We start from the raw sequence: 21089 nt of genomic DNA on the forward strand, positions 1-21089 counted from the left end.
GCAAACATCATTTTCCAATTTTCAGTGTTTAACGAGAAAACATGCCCGAGAATCTTGTAGCTCATACATCTGCCGTCGATGCCGAACGCCGCAGTCGTATAAAAAACCAGAAACCTGTCGTCATTTGGCTGACAGGGCTTAGCGGCGCGGGTAAATCATCAATTGCCAACGCTTTGGAGCTGGCACTTTGCAATGAAGGTCGCCATACCTATTTGCTTGATGGCGACAATGTCCGGCTAGGACTGTGTAATGATCTGGGATTCAGCGACAAGGATCGCGTTGAAAACATACGACGCATCTCTGAAGTTGCCAAACTGTTCATTGATGCAGGGCTGATCGTTATCACCGCATTCATTTCGCCTTTCCTGCGTGATCGCGCTCTGGCGCAAGACGTTATCGGCACAGAAAATTTCATCGAAGTCTACGTCGATACCCCTCTCTCCGAATGTGAACGCAGGGATCCCAAGGGGCTTTACAAAAAGGCCCGCCAGGGTCTGATCAAGAACTTCACCGGCATCGACTCCTCCTATGAGCCGCCGGAGAATCCCCAGATCAGAATCTGCACTCTGCAAGATGACCTGCAAACCGCAGCCCAGCGCATTATCGACGTCATCAACAAGCAAGAACGAACATGAAAACGCTAGTCATTATCGGGGCGGGCTTCAGTGGAACTGTCGCCGCCATCGAGTTTTTACGCTCGGCGCCCGAACACACCCGGCTGATCATCATCAACCGGTCCGGGGCCGTAGCAAGAGGCTTGGCCTATGGCACCAGCAGTTCGAAACACCTGCTGAATGTTCCGGCGGGCAACATGAGTGCCCTGGTCGACGATCCTGACTCCTTTCTGCGCTACTGCCAGAGCTGTTCTCCCGGCACAACCTCCAGTTCTTTCGTATCCAGAAAGCAGTATGGCGACTACCTTGCATCCCTTCTGGAAAACGCCGAGCAGGATGCCAAGGGTCGTATCGACGTCAGACGTATCACTGCCGAAGTCAGGACGCTCAAGTCCCAGGATCGCGGCTCGATCATCGAACTGACGTCCGGTGAGACGATCTTCGCCGACCAGGTCATTCTGGCGTTCGGCCACTTCCCTCCCCGCACGCCGGCCGCACTCGAGAGCATGCTCGACTCCCCGTACTACATCGCCAATCCTTGGAACGCTTCGATTACGGCGGCTGAAGGTAAAGATGCCTCTGTGCTGTTGCTGGGGAGCGGTCTGACCGCACTCGATGTCATTTCCAGCCTTGAGAAGGTTTCCGATAACAATCGGATCTACATGTTGTCTCGACGCGGGCTTCTGCCTCTGGCACACCGGGTAAGCAAGGGCGGGCACTCTGCACCTGCTGGCGGTCAAGACGAACTGTTGAACGCTCCGGCTACAGCCTTGGGCTACTTGCGCACACTCAAGGCGCAAGTCAAAGCCGGGCAAGCCGCCGGTCTCGACTGGCGTGACGTTGTCGCCTCGATACGACCGATCACTTCCCGACTGTGGATTCGCCTGCCTCACCTGGAGCGCAGACGTTTTCTGCGCCACCTGCAACCGTACTGGGACGTTCACCGCCATCGTGTAGCGCCAGACACCCACGAACTGTTTGAAAAGGCGCTGCGCCTCAAACATATCATTCCGATTGCCGGTCGGATCCGCGCAATTGAAGCCGTGGGCGAGAAAATGCTGATCACCTTCCAGCGTCGCGGTCACGATACTCCGGAAAAACTGGAAGTTGACCGCGTCATCAACTGCACTGGCCCCAACTCCAATCCGCACTTGATCGACGAACCACTGATTCGGCAACTGATCCTCGACAATCTTATTTCCATCGATGATCTGGGCCTCGGGGTACGCGTCGATAGCGATCTGGCCGTTCTGAACGAAAGCGGAAAATCTTCCGACTGGCTGAGTTACGTGGGTCCCATGCTCAAAGCCAACTTCTGGGAGGCCACGGCAGTGCCCGAACTGCGGCTGCACGCCTCGGCACTCGCCAGAAAAATATCCGCGAAATTCAGCATTGCGTGACAGCGCAAGAGGCCAGGGCGGTGCAATGAGCCCGCCCGGCCCGTCAGCTCCGGTTAAGTCCGTCAGGTGCAAGTACCCGGCCCCCTCGCGCCCATGTGATCGAAAAGAACTCCATCAGGATCAACCCCGATAATGAAGCCTGTACTTGTACTCGGCGACTCTCACGCTTTGGTTTTCAGTTCAGAGCAAATGAAGACCCAATTTCCCGAGCACACCTTCGAAGTGACGTCCGTGGGCGGTGCCACCGTCTCGGGATTGAAAAATCCGAATGCCGTTACCCAGGCCATGCCGCAATACATCGCGGCGATGCAAACCACGTCGGCAACAACAGCCATCGTGATGCTGGGAGAGGTCGATACAGGCTTTGTCATCTGGTATCGGGCACAAAAATACGGCAGTTCCGTGGAAGAAATGCTGGAACAGGCCATAGGCAACTATCAAAAGCTTCTGAGGGATATTGCAGAAAAATTCCAGGTGATCTGCGTCAGCACCCCGCTTCCAACCATTGGCGACGATACGCAATGGGGAGAAGTTGCCAACTTGAGAAAAGAAGTAAAAACGTCCCTCTCCGACAGGACGCGATTGACCGTAAGGTTCAATGCACTCATGGAGTCCTTTTGCATGCAGGAGGGCATAAGCCATCTGAACCTGGATAAGCTCTCTGTTGACGAACGTGGCTTGCTCAAAGAAAGCCTGCGCAACCCTGACCCCAATGATCATCACTATCAGCCATCAGCCCATGCGCTGATGATCGCACCACTGTTAAGGCCAATTCTCCAGCGAGACCGCGATGCGGAACGCCGAAGCAGAGCCGAATACATCTCGGCCTGTGCACCCGCTCCAGAAAAACGCTCCATGGCCGGCAAACTTCTGAGACGGATTCTGGGCCTGAAATAAAAAAGGTTCTTCACGGAATCCCGGGAAACACGGAAACAAGAACGCCGATTTGATTGATGATGTTCGTGCGAGCAAACACATCTAACAAACCGGCGTTCTTATGCGCGATATTAATACTTTCCTTCCTTTTTGGGAGGGATTTTCTGTCGTCAACATCGAGCCTGATGGTGACGCCCTCCAGATCGATCTAACACCCCACGCCACCCGATTCCCTTCCTGTGGCAGCTGCCAAAAAACCTGTTCAAACACTCATGAGTATTGCGAGCGAGTCGTTCGTGATTTGCCCATTCTTGGCCGTGCGGTACGCCTCAACGTTTTGCTCAGGCGAGTTGGCTGCCGCGATTGTGGCAAACGCATGGAGGCCGTCAATTGGCTGGATCGCTATGCGCGCATAACGCGCCGCCTGGCCGATGCGGTTATTCAGGCTTGCGAGCGCCTTCCCACCCTGCACGTGGCCCAAATGTTTGGCCTGCACTGGGACACGGTTAGATTGCTGGAGCGTCGCGCCTTGCAGGCGGTATTGAGCGAACTGCCGAAGGCGCAACCACGACGTTTGGTGATGGATGAACTCGCGCTGTTCAAAGGGCATCGCTACGCCAGCGTTGTGCTCGATGCCGACACACGACGGGTTCTGTGGATCGGCGAAGGCCGCAGCCGGGCGGCGGTCAGACCATTCTTCGAAGAGCTTGGGCCAGAGGTTTGCGCCAAAATCGAAGCGGTGGCGATGGACATGAATACCGCTTTTGACCTGGAAGTTCGTCAGCACTGCCCGAAAGCGCGAGTGGTCTACGACCCGTTTCACGTAGTGGCCAAATATGGTCGAGAGGTCATTGATCGGGTCCGCGTCGACGAAGCCAACCGGCTACGTCACGACAAGCCGGCTCGCAAGGTCATCAAACAAGCGCGATGGCTGTGGCTGCGCAATCCTCAGAATCTGAAAACACCTGAACAAGAGGTTCACCTGCAGGATTTATTGGCAGCCAACCAATCATTGATGACGGTCTATTTGATGAAGGCTGAACTCAGAACACTCTGGGCACCGAGCACCGCCTGGGCTTGGAGATCGGCCTGGAAGCTATGGCTGCGTCATGCTCATGAAAGCGAAACACCGGCCCTGATCCAATTTGCCAAACGGCTAAAGGGTTACTGGCGGGGCATCGTGAGTCGGGTTCGCTGGCCGATGCACACCGGTCAGTTGGAAGGAATGTCTAGTCCTGAAATAGGTTTACACCTGTTTCACCCTAACGCCCGATGCACCGCATCGGGCGTTTTGTATTTTAAGGACAGGTGCGGGCGCTCCTGGTTGTAGATCAAGATCGCCTCCCGCACCATTTGCTCCGCTTGCGCCAGGTCTGTTGGCCGATGGAGCAAAAGCTCTGTCTTCAAGATGCCATTGACCCGCTCTGCCAAGGCGTTTTGGTAGCAGTCGTAGCCATCAGTCATTGAGCACGTGATGCCATGTTTGGCATGGAGCTTTTGATATAGCGCCGAGCAGTACTGCACACCTCGATCCGAGTGATGAACCAGTTTCTGGCGTGTTCGACGCGTCTTCAAAGCCATGCGCAAGGCTTGAGCCACCGAGTCGGCATGTAAGCTGCCATGCACGTGATAGCCGACTATTTTTCTCGAGAAGGCATCCGTCACCAGACTCAAATAGACCGGATCGTCACGCTTGGTGGACAGATAAGTGATATCGGCTACCCAAACCTGTTCCGGACCGGTAGCGACAACTTGCGATGGGCCTGGTTTGAGCAAATTGGGATGGCAGCGGAAGTGATGATGACTGTCGGTCGTTTTGTGATAAGCCCGCTTCCTGCGGACCAGTTGGCGGTGATCACGCAAGACAGCCAATAACCGATCGCGGCCGACATGCAGCTCCTGTTTCTCACGCTCCGCGTGCATCAACGAGTGCAATTTGCGGGCGCCAATGCAGGGTTGGCGTACTCGGATTGTCTGCACAAACTGGATGAGTTTCTGATCTTGCTCGATGCGAGCCCGATAGACGCGATTACGTTTGTAAAAGGCTTGGCGACTGATCCCCATAAACTGGCAAGCCCTGCTAACACTCAGGGTTTGGGTCTGCGCAACGACTTGCCGGGCCGCTTTTTTACGACAGAGACGCCGTAGTCGTTCTTCAGTACATCCACCACGTCTTCAAAAAACTTGGCTTTCTGATTCGCCAGCGCCAACTGCTCCTCAAGCTCTTTGATTCTCTGCTCGGGAGTTAAGGGCAAAGTGGGCTCGCCCATCGGTCGGTTCCTTTGGGAACGAATGGAGGCGCCTTGGCTCCAGTCTTGCCGACCATGCTTGCGTAACCAAACCAACACCGTCGACCGACCCTGAATTCCGTAGCGCCGTTGAGCCTCTTTATAACTCAACTCGCCTTTTTCGACTTGGTCGACAACCGACAATTTAAAAGTCAGCGTGTAATCGAGTTGACTGCGTTTTGCGCCCGAATCCATTGCACCCTCCTGATAAGAAGCCAGAAGGTGTAAACCTTATTCAGGACGAGACAAGAACCATAAAAAAGCCCCGTTGATGACTCAACGGGGCTTTTTCATGATCGACGGCAAACTACAACCGCCAGCTCAACGTATAGCTGTCACGGATGACTGGCGGACGAGTTTTCTTCCAGCCACGCCACAAACCGTTCAAGCCCTTCGTCGAAACTGACGATAGGCGTCCACCCCAATACCTGCCGTGCACGTTCGATGCTGAGTATGCTGACAGGCACGTCAAAACCTCGGGCCGGCTGGTATTCACGAATGGCCCTACGCCCGGTGATCCTCTCAATCGCGTCAAGCACATCATTCAAACTGTGCCCTTTGCCAGAGCCGATGTTGAAGACATGCTCCTCCCTCGAAGGCTCGAGAGAGGACAACAACGCCTGCACCACATCAGCGACGTGAATGTAGTCACGCACCACCGAACCATCGCCCCAGATCTCGATCGGATCGCCGCGCAGCACTTTACCCAGGAACACCGCCACAGCGCCCTGACTGGCGTGCGTACGCTGACCTTCTCCGAACGGGTTTGCCAATCGCAGAACTGTGTAATCGAGGCCATGCAGACGCTTGAACAGCGAAAGGTATTTCTCGATTGCCAATTTGGCAATTCCATAGGAACAAGCAGGTTCCGTAGGGTGCGTTTCAGGAATGGGCAACTCGACAGGATCGCCGTAGACAGTGCCTCCCGAAGACACAAAAATCACCTTCTTGATACCCGCCTCGACGGCCAGCGTTAACAGACGGATGGTACCCACCAGATTGCTTTCGATGTCGAAAACCGGGTCTGCATTCGATGACTTGGGCAGAGTCGTAGACACCAGGTGATAGCAGAAGTCGCAACCTTGCAGCGCCTCGCTGATATCGGCCTCGCTGGTGAAGTCGCCCTCATACAACTCAAAGGCTGGATTCTCTCCATGAGAAGCTCCAAGCGCCATGACGTTTGGCCGATCAAAACAACGTACGGCATGTCCCTGATCGAGCAACGCATCGATAAGAGGTGTACCGATGAAGCCTCGCCCACCTAATACCAGCGTCCGTACTGATTTAACGGCTGAGGTGTTCTCGGATTTTTTCAACGTTAGCCTCCAATGCTTCAACAGTTTGTTACGCCGCATTGATTTGCAGTGAGTGAATCACTGTGCCAACCAGCATTTACAAAGCGTTGCAAATAGAAAATGTATCAGTCACAGGCGAAGCAGTACAAAGGGAGCCGATGAAAGACATGAAGTCATACTTGAAAAAGCATTGACCTGATGAGCTCGGGCTCCCCTCCCCCCTGCGTGTAGCGGGCATACCATCAGCCGTCGCCAGAAAATCCGACGGCGACATACGGTTGGGTTTGTCTAAACAGACTGGCGATCACGACTGGCCTTGATATCACGCTCGAACAAACGAACGTATTGCGCCGCCACCGCATCGATTTGATAACGTTTGGAAAGCTCCTTCACCCGTCCCAGAGCCTCACGATACTGTTCTTTATCGGTTGCAAACCCCGCAATCACTTTCGCCGCCTTCTCAACCGGGACCTCCCAGTCTTCAAGGGCGACGACTTCACCAGCGATCTGCTCGTTGATCGTCAACATGTTTCTGATGTCGCCGACGTCGGAAGCGATGTACGGTTTTCCGCCAAAGAGGCAGTCCACGATTGTCAAAGGGAAGCTTTCGGATTTGAACTTGGTCAACATGATGCCCATGTCTGCAGCGGCATAGTGCCCGACCGAGTTGTCACTGAAACCCGCCAGATAGACAAAGTCAGGAGCCCCTGTCCGGCAGTATTCGTCGTAAACAGGCCCATTGCCGACGAGCAGCAAACGGATGTCACGGCCCGACAGCTGGCGTGCCAACTCCACCGCCTGAATCGTCTCTTCCCAACCTTTATCAGGAATCGCCCGGCTTACGCAGCAAAGTACGAAGGCATCCTGCGGAATTCCCAGCTGCTCTCGCTCAATAGCTACGACATCCTTGGGCTGCAGACCGTTGGGGACTTTGACGAAACGCTCTGAAGTCTGGTCGTACAGCGAAAAATTCGCGAAAGGAACGATGTTCTTGTCAGCGGTGTAAACCCAGGTAGTGACACCTCCGTCTGCAGCCCGTAGTTGCTCTTCAGTTACTGCAAAGGCGTCACCGTGTTCGATCATGCCGTGCAGAGATGCAACGTGGGAGCCCAACGCCGAGAATACATCCGGAAGTTGAATCGGGTACTTCTGAATATGCCACTGGTGAGTGTTCATCGCCTCCACGCCGAACTCGTGAATAACCGCCTTCACTTCATCCAGATCAGAAGTTTCAACCAGAGGAACATCTGGACGAAGCATACGGCGAATACCGTCTTCACGTGCAGTCAGGCCGGCACTCAACAGGAATACCGAATAACCCTGGCGCTTGAATTCGTTCGCCAGACGGATGGGCAGAATCTCTGCGCCCCCCGGATAGAAACCGATTGTCGACACCATGATGTTTGGGGTGCGATTGGCACGCGCTTCCAAAATGGAATCTCGGCCATACCACGTATGAAACTCTTCCAGCGAATTGCCGACGTTATGGTCGTAAAGCCGCTGACTGCTTTCCTCGCACAGTTCAAGCACGGTCAGTGGCACGTTGTACAACGCCTGAACCGTGCGGCTCGCCATACCCAGCTCGTGGTAAAAAACTTCTCTCTTGTACGTAGTTTGCGCAGTACTACCCACATAACGACGGAAGAAGTTTGTGCCATCGATCGAGTAGGCGACCTTGCCGCCACGAATGAGATGCAGGTAGAAAACCCAGTCTCCAGCCACACGCATGGAAAGCCACGATTCATCTTCGAGCAATGGCATATCGACCGGACGCTTGAAGACCACGCCACTGGCGTTTGGAATCGTGTTTTTGATCCCTAACGCTGTTTGCACTTCGTTGTGAGCGGTTTCCACGTAGGAATTCCGCCATTTCTCGGCGCACTCCAGATCGCTGACATATTTATGGAATTCGTCTTCCATGACAACTTCATCGCTGGTGACAAATTCACAACGTGCATAGGCCAGCATGACCGCTTCGTCATCAAAGCAGCGAACCAGAGCCTGCAGGAAGTTCTCGTCGCAATAGTCATCACTTTCGGCAACCCATACGAGATCGCCGGTCGCAGCCTTGATGCCTTTCGCCCACTGCCGGAATACGCCGCCGGAATTGGTTTCGTTGAACAGTTTGATCGTGACGTCGGGGAATCTCTCCGCGTATTCGCTCAATACCACTCGACTGTCATCGGTTGAGCAGTCATCCATCAAAACGACTTCAATGTTCTTGTAAGTCTGCGCGTAGATGCTATCCAGACGGCGGCGTAGAAAACGTGCGTGATTGAAGTTCGGCACAATGACCGACACTTTTGGCATCAATTTATTCGATTCAATATCCAGCAAAGCACAGCTTGTCTCGTTCACGCGAGCGAAACCGGCAATTCTGTCTGGCTCGAGAAACAGTCCCTGGCTCCAGTCGTTCCAGGCATTCAAGAAGACAAACTGACGATCTTCAGCGTGCATGCGCCGGGTACTGGAAATGGCGGCATCCAGCCAACGGCGGTATTCACCTGTAGCGAAACGCGTGTACACGAGCGGCGAATCGGATTTAACCGCCGACTCATCCCTTGCCAGGGTAATCCCGTTGTAGATCGGGAAAGAGGACTGCTGCGCACGTTCCGTTCGCTTGATCCCGTTTGCCACAATCACCGAGTAAGGAACAGCAACGACCCCATTCTGCTGGCGAGGCTTGAATGCAGCAGTTTCACCGGGAACAGGCTCCACAGGAAGATCCAGCAAGCCGTCGCAATGCTCCAGGAGCGTCTTGCTTTGCGCAGCGTCGTCAACAGTTGCCGACCGGACGATCAGGTAAGCATCGATATCAAGTTTGGAAAGTTCAGTTCCCAGTTGGCTGAGCGCTGCAACTTTGTCATCTGCCAGGCACTCCACCACGATGACGGGACGCCCGTCAATTCGCATATAACGCTGATCTGCAACGGCTTCCGACAATCGTGCCGGGATACGGCTGACTTGCTCGGAGACCATGACGCAGAAATTGAACTCGATCTCTTTGTGATCGAGGAATACATCCACCGGCTGTTGCGCATTACCGAGAGTCTCGCCGCCTTTCCACGTGAAGCAGAAACCGTAGAGGCCATGAGTCCTGGCCAATTCAGCCTGTTTACGCAGAACACTGGCGTCGAGCGAGTCATAAAAACCAAGGTGATCGTCCGGAAGCAACTGGGCTCCACCCTTGGAAAAAGAGCGTGCATTGCGCAGCTTGTCCCACTCTGGAGAAACATAAAGAGCGAGTAGCTTGATGAGGCTGTCGACAGCGCCGAATCTGATATTTTCCTGATATCGAAGTACCGAACCGGGCACCGCAATCCGCTGCTCGGAAGCACCGGCAACAACGTAGTGCCAGAACGGGTTGATATCAGCCTCTTTAATATCCTTATAGGTTTCAAGATACGAAAGGGTATCAAAATCGTCGCATGGATTTTTTCCTTCCCGCCATCCTCGCTCACAATAATGGCGAAGAGGATCCAGGCCTTCCTGATTCAGCTCTGGATACATCGCAAAGTAATAACCGCCATCAAACATGCCCGACTTATCAATGGCCTCGAATTGAGCATCAACGATTGTCTTCGGCACCGGAGCGATGACTTGAGGAGACGGGGCGACATCAACGCCAAGCTTGTTTTTCACCCGGCGGGAATGCGAGACAATTGATCGCCCTTCCGCATGCCCACTTCTGAGGTAGTGAACCAACGGGTTTACATGAGCTGCCGCTACATCCGGATAGTCCAGCAGGTACTTGGATGTGTTGAACAACTCGGACGGATTCCGGCCTTCTCTCCACCCGTGAAGCATGTAGTGTTTAAGTGGGTCAACCCCAAGTGCAACGACATCGGCGTTATTCGCCAGATAGTAATCCTGGTCAAACAGCGCACTTTCGCGAACCAGGGCGACTGTCGATTTGTTGTTGAAATCGCGGCGATTCTTCAACACCTCGACAACCTTGCTCAAGGACAGAGCGCTCAACACTCGCTTTGTCCGGCGAGCGAGTCCACCGAGGCCACGCAGCGGTGAGGTCACGCGCCACGAACGGGACTGCAACAGTCGATCAAGTTCTTGTCGCATCGAATCGACGTCCGCATCTTTCTGCTGACTGATACGCGACAGTTCCTTTTGCAGACACCCGATCTCACCTTCACGCTCAACAATGTCGTGTTTAAGGTTATTGATATGAGCATCGCGCTCGCCCACGAGATTGTTGAAATGGGCAATTTGCCCGTCACGGTCAACCAACGCGTGATTAAGGGTTTTTATAGTCTGAGAATAGTTGCTGATTTCTCCCTCACGCGCACTATCAATATGCGTAAAGCCCCGCAGTTGGGCTTCAAGCTCGACAATGGAATAACGCAGATTTGAAATCTGCGCATCGCGCTCGGCGGTCACCTTCGTCAATCCAACAATCTGGCCATCACGTTCCACCAGCACATGGCTGAGCTCGGTAATTTTCTCATCGTATTCAATGACGCGAGCACTATTGAGACTTTGCGTAGAAAGTTCGGTCTCCAACTCGTCAATACGATGCTTGAGCTTACCTATTTCGGTCTCGCGATCTACAACGAGAAGACCCAAATCACTGATCTGATCCCCGCTTTCATTGACTGCGGCACTCAGAGACTCGACTTTCGCTTCAAGCGCTCCTGCCGTCTGACGAAGAGCCGCTACCTGGGCCGTACGCTCACCGAGACGCTGGTGGCGTCCACGAATCAGCATCACCGCGCGCAAGGCAAGCTCCAGTTGATCCTTCGAGAAAGTCTCTTTTGTTTGCGGCAACTCAGTGTCGTACCCAAACATCGAAAAGTCTTGGGCATACAGGGTACGGACCAGGCTGACACTGCGCTCTGTGAAAAACTCTGGAAGATAGGGGATCAGGCTCTCGTTTGCCCGACGGTCCGCAAAAGGATCAGGCACGAACTGCCCCAAGTGCTCGGACAGCGCTTCACTAAGCGGCTGTGACTCCTCGATCTTGACCAGTTGGGTGTAATTGATCAAGTCGGGGCGCAGCAACATGACTTGAGGCGTCCAGTGCTGATCCCAATACGTTGGTGCTTCCTGGCTGGCGAGATGCTCGAGGAAGCCCTCGAACGCCAAGGCAATGTCTTCGGCGTTTTTCAGTGGCCGATGATAAAAGTCCCGTTGGCGATAAGGACCCACTTGCTGCGGTTCCTGCAGCATCAATTTTGATTGCCACGCCGAAAAAATGCGCTTGAAAGGGTTTCTTACGACAGCAAAGCGAAAATAGTCATCCGAAGTCAGCGCCTCTTTCAAATCGTCTGGTAGCAGACCAGTGACGTGCGGTGCGACACGATGCATTTCATGGACGATCTGATCCGGATTGCTTTCAGCACTATCAGTGATTTCGTTCAGCGCCTTCGAGCAACCTTCCAGAGAGGCAAACCACCACTTGAGCGAAGTACAGGCAACTTTTGGGGTGCTCACATAAAAAAGCTTGTAGCGCTCCGAACGATAGCCACTCCAGCGCAGATAGTTGAATACCTTTTCTTCGTCGCCTGGCGGCCAATCACTGATATTTAGCATGTACGTCATAAACCCTATGAATGTGCTGCTGTGCAACACCAAACTTCCAAACTGATTAATCGATTACACAAACCAACAGCACTATCGTTGGCTTGTCTTATCTCGTATCGAACTGCCTGCGCACCGCATAAGCAGGCAATTACACTCATTAAATAGTGGCTATTCGACCGACTTCCGCCTGAGGCGCACTCGTCATCAAGTCCACATAACCAAAGGAGTTCAGTCTTTCCCCCGGAGCCACTCGAAACATGATTGCGTCCATGATCCGGTGAGCACAGCTAGGTTCCTGATTCGACCAAACTCCGCCCCCCACAAAATAGACACCAGGCAGCAAGTTCATCTGGAAAGTAAACCTCACATTGAAGTCACTACCGGCTAGCACAGGCTCAAAATAAGTACCTTCTTCTGGGAAACGCTGCCCGGTTAAAACAGCACCTGAGACATTACGGATATGAATGCCCCAGTAAGTAGCATCGAAACCCTGCTCGAAGCGCCCGGTCACCTGAATCTGGTACGTCTTGCCCGCCTGCAGAACATTCACCAGGCGCCCTTCGGCATCGAGAATGGAGAACGACTTGATCTCGGCACCTTGAGTGGGGTAAATCGCGGTCGTTTCAGGCACAAGACCCGAATCAAACGCATCGCTGGCGGTTTCCCTAGACTCTGCCGGGCGCTCGACCGCGACTTTCTGAAGATCGACATCCTCACCCGATTTATCGGCAGCCAGATAGGCCTGAACGAGTCTTTTGTACTCTGCTTCCGGCGCATAAATGAGCTTCTGATAGGCTCTGACGGCTTGTGGGGCCGCACCGTACATAAGACGGATCCCATGATCGAGAAACAGGGTTCGGTCACAGAATTCAATAATGCTCGGGCCCGAATGGGACACGAACAAAATGGAGGTACCCCGACTTTTCAACTCCTCCATACGAGCGAAGCACTTGCGTTGAAACTTTTCGTCTCCCACAGCGAGCGCTTCGTCAACGATAAGGATTTCAGGTTCAATCATCACTTGAACGGCAAAAGCCAATCGAACGACCATGCCGCTTGAGTAGCTCTTTACGGGTTGTTCGATGAAGTCGCCAATATCCGCGAAGGCTGCAATCTCATCAAAGCGCTGATCGATTTCCTCTCGCGCCAGCCCGAGAACTGCCCCGTTCATGTAGACATTGTCCCGACCGGAAAACTCAGGATCGAATCCGGAACCCAACTCCAGTAACGCGGCAATCCGCCCATTGGTTTGCACTGTGCCGCTGGTAGGATTCAGCGTCCCGCAGATCATCTGCAGAAGCGTGGATTTGCCGCTGCCATTGCAACCGATAATGCCGACCGTTTCTCCTTTTTTCACTTCAAAGGAAACATCCCTCAAAGCCCAAAATTCGCGGAAGAACTGGCCTGGCTTCATGCCCACGGCGCCTCGCAGCCGAGGCAGGATAAATTGCTTCAGCCGGTCACGCGGTTGATCGTAGATTTCATAGCACTTGCTAAGGTTCTCAACCTTAATCGCGACTTCAGAGGACATCAGCAAACCCTTTACGTGTTTTCTGGAACCAGGCAAAACCCAGCCAGGCAATGCAAGTCGTGGCAATCCAATAGATGCCCAACATTTCAAAATCCGGCAATTTCCCCCAGAACAGAACGTCGCGCGTCATCTCGATGGCTGGCGTCAGGGGATTGAGATAAAGCAAATGGCGATAAGCCTCGGGAAGTGCCGTGGCAGGGTAGAAAATCGGGCTCAAAAACATCAGGACTGTGGTGAGAATCCCGATGAATTGCGAAACATCGCGCAAGTAGACACCCAGAGAAGCCAATGCCCAACTGACGCCCATGATGAACATAATCAGAGGCATGACAATCAGCGGGAGATAGAGCGCCGTTATGTGTGGTACGCCGAAGAAAATCCCGTAGGCTATGAACCAGACGCCCAGGCTGATGGCAGCGTGAAACAACGCTGAACCCAATACCACGACGGGCAGGATTTCCAGAGGATAAACAACCTTCTTGACGAAGTTGACCTTCCCGAGAATCAGACCCGGTGCCCGGTTGATGCACTCGGAAAACAGGTTGAAGATGATCAGTCCGGCAAAAAGGATCAGCGCAAACTCGGTCTTCGAATCGCTATCCACGCTCCAGCGGGCGCGAAGGACAGCGCTGAATACAAAGGTGTAAACAGCAAGCATCAAGAGCGGGTTGAAGAACGACCACAGCAATCCCATCGCCGAGCCGCGATACCGTCCGAGCACCTCGCGGATCGTAGAGGCTCTGATCAAGGCTGTATTGCGCCAGAGACTGGCGAACATTTCCAATGGATTGGCAGAAAACTGGCGCATCAAGCAAAAGCCTCAACAGAAAAAATTACGTGCCGGCGCACATCGTTGACAACAAGCGACGGGGTCATCCCAAGGGTCGAAAGCGGAAAATATCAGGAAAAGTGACATGCGCCTCAATACAAGGCTTGAGGCAAGTCAAAACGTTGTCATGCATCTTCAGGGAGTTCCATTCATGAAAGTCAGCATTTCCTTGAAAAATCTACGCAGCCTTGCAGTCGCTTGGCACCAGAAAAGCCGATGAGGAGGTGGCTCGGCCTGCACTCCATACAGAGCAAGCGAGACTGAACAGGTACCCACTCAGGCGACTGTAAAGGACCGTCAAAAACGAAAGTACAGCCAGAACGAAAAGACCATTCGCCTTGAAAAGCGGGGCCAAAACTGATGACACAGACATCAACCAATGCTTGCCAAACTGCACATTTCACGACTTCCCTGACCGCCGGCCTGATGTCTGACTCCCCACTCTGACCAAATGACATCAAGGTCAATAATCTGCCGGATGATAACATTCAACACGACATAGAAACACGACTTTTCCTACGCGCATTTACACTTCAAGGAAGCAAATTCAGGCGAGAAAAATGAGTGGGACACGCCGCCGATTGTGCACTCAGGACAGACGATCGACTGACACGCCCAGCCCACCTCCGCACAGCCACCGCCCCCCCGAAAAATCGAATGCAAGAAATAGGTTGGGTTTTTTCGCCAGAACACGACTGAAAACGCAAAGCCGTCTAAAAAGACGGCTTCGGTGAATACGAACCAAAAAACGACAGCGTTATTGATAGGCCTCGCACGATTTCAAGGCGCGACTCTTGGCAATGTAATAGGCATCATGAAGCTGCTTGTGGCGATCCAGCCTCACCTTGGGATCTGCGGGCGTTCTGAAAAGCGAAGTGGTTTTCGGCACATAACAAAAACGGTTTTTGTAGGCATAGCGCAACCAAAGATTCCAGTCCTCCAGGTTGCTCATATCCGTCTCGAAGCCTCCCCGCTTTGTATACAGATCACGCTTGAAAAGAATTGATTGAATCGGGATGTAATTATGGTCGAGCAGCGTTTCGTAATCGAAATCCTGCTTGAACGCAACATTGGTTTCGTGACTGACTTCGACATACCGCCCCTCACCCCCCGCGACCGTCCCGACTTCCATGGCCAACGAGTATGCCGCAACGGCGTGCTCTTCCTTCAGCAAAGCAGCGACCAGAATTTCGACATGATCAGGGAACAGCAGATCATCATCATCCAGGAACATGCAGTACCTGCCAGTGGCCATTTCAAGACCGTGATTACCGGTTACTGAACGTCCGACCTTTTCCAAACCAAAGAATCGCACGCTCAACCCGTCTACCGATGGAGTTTTCTCCACAAGAGACCTCATGGTGGCTCCTCCGTCCTCGACAACGATCAGCTCAATATTTCGATAGGTCTGATTGAGCACTGACATGATCGACTGCCTGAGGAACTCCTCTCGCTTGCGATACGTGCGCGTCACGATAGTAACCAATGGCGATTCTACGATCGGAGTACCGACATGCCAGAAGGCCCCGTCCCTGACCATTTCGTAGTCGAACCCTCGGAATGGAAAACTCACGCCCTTTTCCGGGCCTTTACCCTTGAGGAAATGAGGCGCCTTTTTCAAAAGACGAAGAACGCTGCGCATCACGTCCAGGCGAGAGCCTGGATAGACTTGAGGTCGAAGCATCAGTAAAAACTGAAGTATTACACCACCAACTTTATCGAGCAGACTGCCATAACGTAGCCGGATATACGCATTCGCCGCAGTGCTACCAACATACTGAATCGGCTTGACCTGGTTTTCATGCTCATACGTGTAATGATAGACAACGGCAGAAGGGCAAAACTTCAGCCGATAGCCATAAGATCTGAAGCGATAAGAAAGCTCCACATCTTCGCCATACATGAATATCTGCTCTTCGTACCCACCAACTCGCGCATAGGCAGCACGGCGGATAAGTATGCAAGCATGTGAGGACCAGTTGGTGTCCAATGTCACAGGGTCGTAGTACTTGGGATGCTCGAAAGGCGCCTGTCTCATCTCCCAGGATGCAACATCATCCTGCCCTTGGGATAAGGCATGAGCAACAATCTGTTCAATAGCCGTTTCGGAAAACTGAATATCAATATTGCTGACCAGAAAATAATCCGCACACCCCATGGCGATGGCTCGATCATGACCTGCGCCAAAACCGATGTTTTCGCCACGCAAGATATTAAAACATGCGACCTTTTCAGAAAGCTCTGCTTGCCAACGTTCGAGCTCTTCAACGGTAGCGTCCGAAGAACCATTATCAACGAAGAAAAGATTTATCTTGTCACAAGGATAACTCTGTTTTTTTAAAGACTCGAAAAAACCATCAACCCACTTTGAGCTGTTGTAGGTAACAATCGATATATCAATGGTTGGGCGCTCATCGGGCTCCAAACTTGACACGACATGTGAAAACCGATGCTCCGTCAAATCCTGTAAAGCCTTCAGGTTATTTTTGGCGTAGATGACGGCAAGCATTCTGCGCCGCAATCCCCGGGAAAACAGCCCCAGCCGCACGCGAACACGCGCCAGAAAAGGAAATTTCTGATAGAGAGGCCGAAGAGCCGCTTTCGGGCTCGAAAACGACAGGCGCAGTCTTGACAGGCAACGTGTAACCAACGACTTTTTCGAAAACCTCATACCGAACAATTTATCCTTTACAAACGAATCTTTCTCTGCTGAACAGTCAGACTGCAGTTTACCTTGCTGCAAAGTTTCGAGTTTTTTTTCCAACTCGAAAAGCCTTCCATTGACTTGAAAAAGCTCATTATTCAGCAAATCCAAATCCGTATTCAATTCTTTATTTTTTGATTCCAACCAGGAAATATATGACTGCTGCCGATAACTCTCCAGATCGGGATCTGATACTTTTCGCTCACGCAGCTCGTCGTCATCAGGCTTGAGCCTGAGCAGATGACTCGAAGGCTCGCAGAACTGCTCATATGTCAGAAAGTACTGCGCCTCTGCGAATTCAAGCACCTTGCTCCTGATAGATTGTGGCGCTGAGTATTCCGCCCCCCAAGATTGCCAGCTCTGCCGCAAATTCGCTGGATCCGCAACGTCGATCGTGAGGCCCAGTCCTGCATACGGAGCCACTCCGAGCACATAGACACACTTCCCAGCCAGCGCCGCTTCGAATCCCGCCGAGGAGTTGAGGGTAAACACTGCATCTGCGGCCGCGACAAGCTCAGTTATATCTTGTGCCTTATCGGCAACAAGTACACCTTCCGGAAGATCAGGAACGGCATCCAGAGGGTGCGGCTTGACGACAATATCAAAAGCAGAACCGGCTAAGACATTCGATATGTGTTGCACGTATTCTTTCATGCTTGCATACGGCGATCCCATGATCACATTGGAATCATCATGCACCTGAAGCAAAATCAACGCACTACGCTGACTGACTCTGCCCTGCCGGGCATATCGTTTCTCGAGCGCGGTGAGCCTGTCGCTTGATTCGACGCATTCATCAGCTGAATGGCCTGCCGTGAAGGCCAGGTAACTGTCTTTGAATGAACTTCGAGCATTCACCCCTTTTGAATCCGAGTAATACCCCATGGAATTGGGTGGTCGCAACATGCCCAACTCATTGAAAATCAAAGGTATGCCTCTGGACACACAGGCCTCCTCAAGCCTGCCGTCGTAGTTCCAGCAAAAAACGAGATCAGGATCAATATCATTCAAAAAGCCTTGAATAAAATCATCGTGAAACCCCAAAGTTTCTCTTCTGAGTATCCTGGTCCAGTCAGCAAGCCAGTTATCTACCCGTGCATCCGGATATGAACAATCGAACTCTTCCGGACTTACCCACCGATGACGAAAACCTGGATATTCATTTTTAAGCTGATCCGAACCAACAAATACGCACTCCCAACCGTCTCGCGAAAACTTGTCGGCAAGCGGCATATAAAGATCAACAATACTGCTAAACAGCGTTGGCTGCATTCTTAGAACAAGCGGCAACGTATAGAAAACAACACACTTAAACTTTCTCTGCCCAACCTTAACCGCAGGATTTCCTGCTGCGATCGTCATTGCACTGACATTGTATTTCACTACAGAATTTGCACTTACAATTGCGCCATCGCCGATTTCAGCGCCTGCCAGTATGGATACGTTTGCGCCAATCCACACATCATCACCAATGCGCACCTCGGCGAGCTTTAAGCCCTGATCCTTGATCGGTATCTTGCGATCGTACCGGTGCGAAGACGACGTTATTGAAGAATTGGGAGCGATCAGTACATTTTTCCCGATCGTGATCCTGCCACTGCCATTTATCCAGACTCCGCAATTAACGACCGTTCCGCAGGACAGCTTCAGATAACCACCAGCCCCGCATTCAATAACAACGTTATCGCGAATTTCGACACCGTCCTCAACAATACAGGTCGCCGTTTCATCTACGTAAAATTTTGCCGAAGCTGCAACTACTGACTCTCCAATAGTGAGCATAATCAGACCACCTTGGCAACGGACACAGAGGAAGGGCAAAACGCCGATCCAACGACCTGCCGCACACCCGAGATACTGATTCTCCTCATCGGCCAGCGCTGGTCTAGCTCTACACGCTCACCGTCCAGACTGGCCATGCCGATATATAAAAAATACTCTCCAGGCGCGACATTCAGTGAATAAGTAAAACTCACCTCATAAAAACCTTCTTGCAAATCAATTTGCTGCCCTGCCAGTAACGTATTATCACCCGCAACATCAATGCCCTTGGCATTGCGCAATGAATAACCGACGACTACATCCTTGATGGCTCCCAGGGACTTTATATGACAGACCATCGTGACTTCTTCGGCAGGCGAAAACTGATTGTCAGGCACGCCCGAAAAATCCAAAAAGTCGACTGAGTTTATCTTCGCCTGGCCTGAGCCAAACCTCGTCTCGAAAATATCAGCCAACTCATCCAGATAAGAAACATCCACGTGCTTCTCATCAGCACCGTTCAGTGCCGACACTGAGCAATTCCGAATATTTTTCTCATAGTTCTTGGTTGTATTCAGGACATCCGAACTGTAATCGACAATTCGTCCTTCCTTCATAATAATTACAGACTGACAAAACCTAATTATTGACTGGGTATCATGCGAGACAAACAGAATAGTCGTACCGCGCTCCTGCATGCTCTTCATTTCAAGCATGCATTTAAGCTGGAACCCCGCGTCACCGACACTCAGGGCCTCATCCACTATCAGCACATCGGGCTGTACATTAATCGCTACCGAAAATGCCAAGCGGGCAAACATACCACTGCTGTACATCCTGACGGGCTGGTCTATGAATTCACCAATATCTGCAAACCTGGTGATTGCCAAGACGCGCTCACGCATCTCGGCATGGCTGTACCCCATCAGTGTGCCTTGAAAGTAAATGTTTTCCATCCCGGTATAATCGGGATTGAAGCCAGCTCCCAATTCCAAGAGTGAAGCCACCCTTCCAGCGACCTTGACATGACCACTCGAAGGGGTGAGGACTCCGGTCAGGATTTTCAGCAACGTACTCTTGCCGGCACCGTTCGCCCCCAGAACACCGACGGTTTGTCCTTTTCTCACAGAAAAAGATATGTTCGACAGGGCATGAAACTCTTGATGTCGGCTTTTTCCCGACAAGGACAATGCCTCGATCAATCGATCGATGGGCTTTTTGTAAAGACGATAGGATTTACAAATATTATTGACAACAATGACATCCGGATTTTCTTCGTTCATCACAGGACATCCGCGAAGTGAGGTCGCAATTTTTTAAATATCCGAAGGCCAGCGAACATCAGCACGATCAGGAATCCCCAGAAGAACATCGTCTGTTCCATACGATCCCAGAACCAGATCTCTCGAATGAAGCTGTCCCTGAAACCTTCTACCACATAAGCGAATGGGCTAAGACGAAGATAGTCAGCCAGCGGACCGCCCATGGCATCAATATCCCAGAATACCGGCGTCAGCCAGAAGCCAAACTGCGCAGCCATGGAAACCAGCTGTGCCAGATCGGGAAAAAATACGACCACCGAACTCGTAACCCACGCAAAGGCCAACAGCAAGGCAAATAGACAAAAGACGTAGTAGATAATCTGAAACCAGTACACCGTAGGTTTGTAACCATACACCAACAACAGAACAACCAGAATAAATACGAAAAACATATGGACCACGAGTGCCGATCCCAACTTCACCAGCGGCAACAACGAAACTTCGAACACAATTTTCTTCACAAGAAAACTGTTTTCCTTGACTGACGCACAGCCCGAATTTAGAGATTCGACAATAAAGAACCATGGCACCAGACCACATACCAACCATAAGACAAATGGAAAAGACGTATGCGCCGGCACCTTGAATCCAAACTGAAAGACAAACCATAGGATCAGGGTGGTTGCGACAGGCTGGATGAATACCCACAAGATGCCGAGATAATTAGTGAGGTATCGCGCGCGAAGATCATTGAGTATCAGGCTCAACAATACCCTGCGACTTCGTGCCAATTTTCTGAACATACGCATCAAACCACTCCCTTCGACTCAGATATTGCGCCCTCCCCGCTTCAGCCACCAAAAGCCACGCCAACCAATTGCAGATTCACACTGGTTCAGATTGAAAACGCAGCAAAGAGGCCATGGGGCAAGTCAGTCCTGCAGTAAACCAGTCGAAGCGATTTTAGCGTTAGCTGTACACGGAGTCTGAC

General features: G+C 52.1%; 12 protein-coding genes. 4 read left to right on the forward strand and 8 right to left on the reverse strand.

Annotation, left to right across the window (positions count from 1 at the left end; genetic code table 11):
- The first annotated feature begins 41 nt into the window (after positions 1 to 41).
- The 4 genes from cysC to AC0R79_RS22090 all read left to right on the forward strand — a co-directional run bounded on the left by cysC (position 42) and on the right by AC0R79_RS22090 (position 4220).
- On the forward strand, positions 42 to 635 hold the full coding sequence (gene cysC / locus AC0R79_RS22075; RefSeq protein ID WP_474731699.1) for an adenylyl-sulfate kinase: 594 nt from the start codon (positions 42 to 44) through the stop codon (positions 633 to 635).
- Entirely contained in the window at positions 632 to 2014 is a 1383-nt protein-coding gene (locus tag AC0R79_RS22080; protein WP_474731700.1) for an FAD/NAD(P)-binding protein, read from the forward strand. Before cysC ends, AC0R79_RS22080 begins: the two co-directional genes overlap by 4 nt.
- A gap of 132 nt (positions 2015 to 2146) precedes the next feature.
- A complete protein-coding gene (locus tag AC0R79_RS22085; RefSeq protein ID WP_474731701.1) occupies positions 2147 to 2911 on the forward strand; it encodes an SGNH/GDSL hydrolase family protein in 765 nt (254 codons plus the stop codon).
- 100 nt (positions 2912 to 3011) lie between these two features.
- Positions 3012 to 4220, forward strand: a complete 1209-nt coding sequence (locus tag AC0R79_RS22090; RefSeq protein WP_474731702.1) for an ISL3 family transposase — start codon at positions 3012 to 3014, stop codon at positions 4218 to 4220.
- Here AC0R79_RS22090 and AC0R79_RS22095 read toward each other — a convergent pair.
- From AC0R79_RS22095 to AC0R79_RS22130, 8 genes are all read right to left on the reverse strand, one after another.
- Positions 4148 to 5373 (reverse strand): IS3 family transposase gene (locus AC0R79_RS22095; protein ID WP_474731703.1). Its coding sequence is split into 2 segments (ribosomal slippage): positions 4148 to 5022 and positions 5022 to 5373, totalling 1227 coding nucleotides; the frame shifts between segments, so codons are not numbered across the junction. The genes AC0R79_RS22090 and AC0R79_RS22095 overlap by 73 nt on opposite strands.
- A 140-nt stretch (positions 5374 to 5513) precedes the next feature.
- Positions 5514 to 6494 carry an NAD-dependent epimerase/dehydratase family protein gene (locus tag AC0R79_RS22100; RefSeq protein WP_474731704.1) on the reverse strand — a complete coding sequence of 327 codons (981 nt, stop codon included), beginning with the start codon at positions 6492 to 6494 and terminating at the stop codon, positions 5514 to 5516.
- A 267-nt stretch (positions 6495 to 6761) separates the two neighbouring features.
- On the reverse strand, positions 6762 to 12020 hold the full coding sequence (locus AC0R79_RS22105; protein ID WP_474731705.1) for a glycoside hydrolase family 99-like domain-containing protein: 5259 nt from the start codon (positions 12018 to 12020) through the stop codon (positions 6762 to 6764).
- Positions 12021 to 12168: 148 nt separating this feature from the next.
- A complete protein-coding gene (locus tag AC0R79_RS22110) occupies positions 12169 to 13542 on the reverse strand; it encodes an ABC transporter ATP-binding protein (RefSeq protein WP_474731706.1) in 1374 nt (457 codons plus the stop codon).
- Positions 13532 to 14350, reverse strand: coding sequence for an ABC transporter permease (locus AC0R79_RS22115; RefSeq protein WP_474731707.1), 819 nt, complete (start codon positions 14348 to 14350; stop codon positions 13532 to 13534). The genes AC0R79_RS22110 and AC0R79_RS22115 overlap by 11 nt, the downstream gene beginning before the upstream one ends.
- A 778-nt stretch (positions 14351 to 15128) precedes the next feature.
- Positions 15129 to 18857 carry a glycosyltransferase gene (locus AC0R79_RS22120; RefSeq protein ID WP_474731708.1) on the reverse strand — a complete coding sequence of 1243 codons (3729 nt, stop codon included), beginning with the start codon at positions 18855 to 18857 and terminating at the stop codon, positions 15129 to 15131.
- A gap of 2 nt (positions 18858 to 18859) precedes the next feature.
- Entirely contained in the window at positions 18860 to 20119 is a 1260-nt protein-coding gene (locus AC0R79_RS22125; RefSeq protein WP_474731709.1) for an ABC transporter ATP-binding protein, read from the reverse strand.
- Entirely contained in the window at positions 20119 to 20907 is a 789-nt protein-coding gene (locus AC0R79_RS22130; protein WP_474731710.1) for an ABC transporter permease, read from the reverse strand. Before AC0R79_RS22130 ends, AC0R79_RS22125 begins: the two co-directional genes overlap by 1 nt.
- Positions 20908 to 21089 lie beyond the last annotated feature (182 nt).

The organism is Pseudomonas sp. HD57-3 (assembly GCF_056113135.1).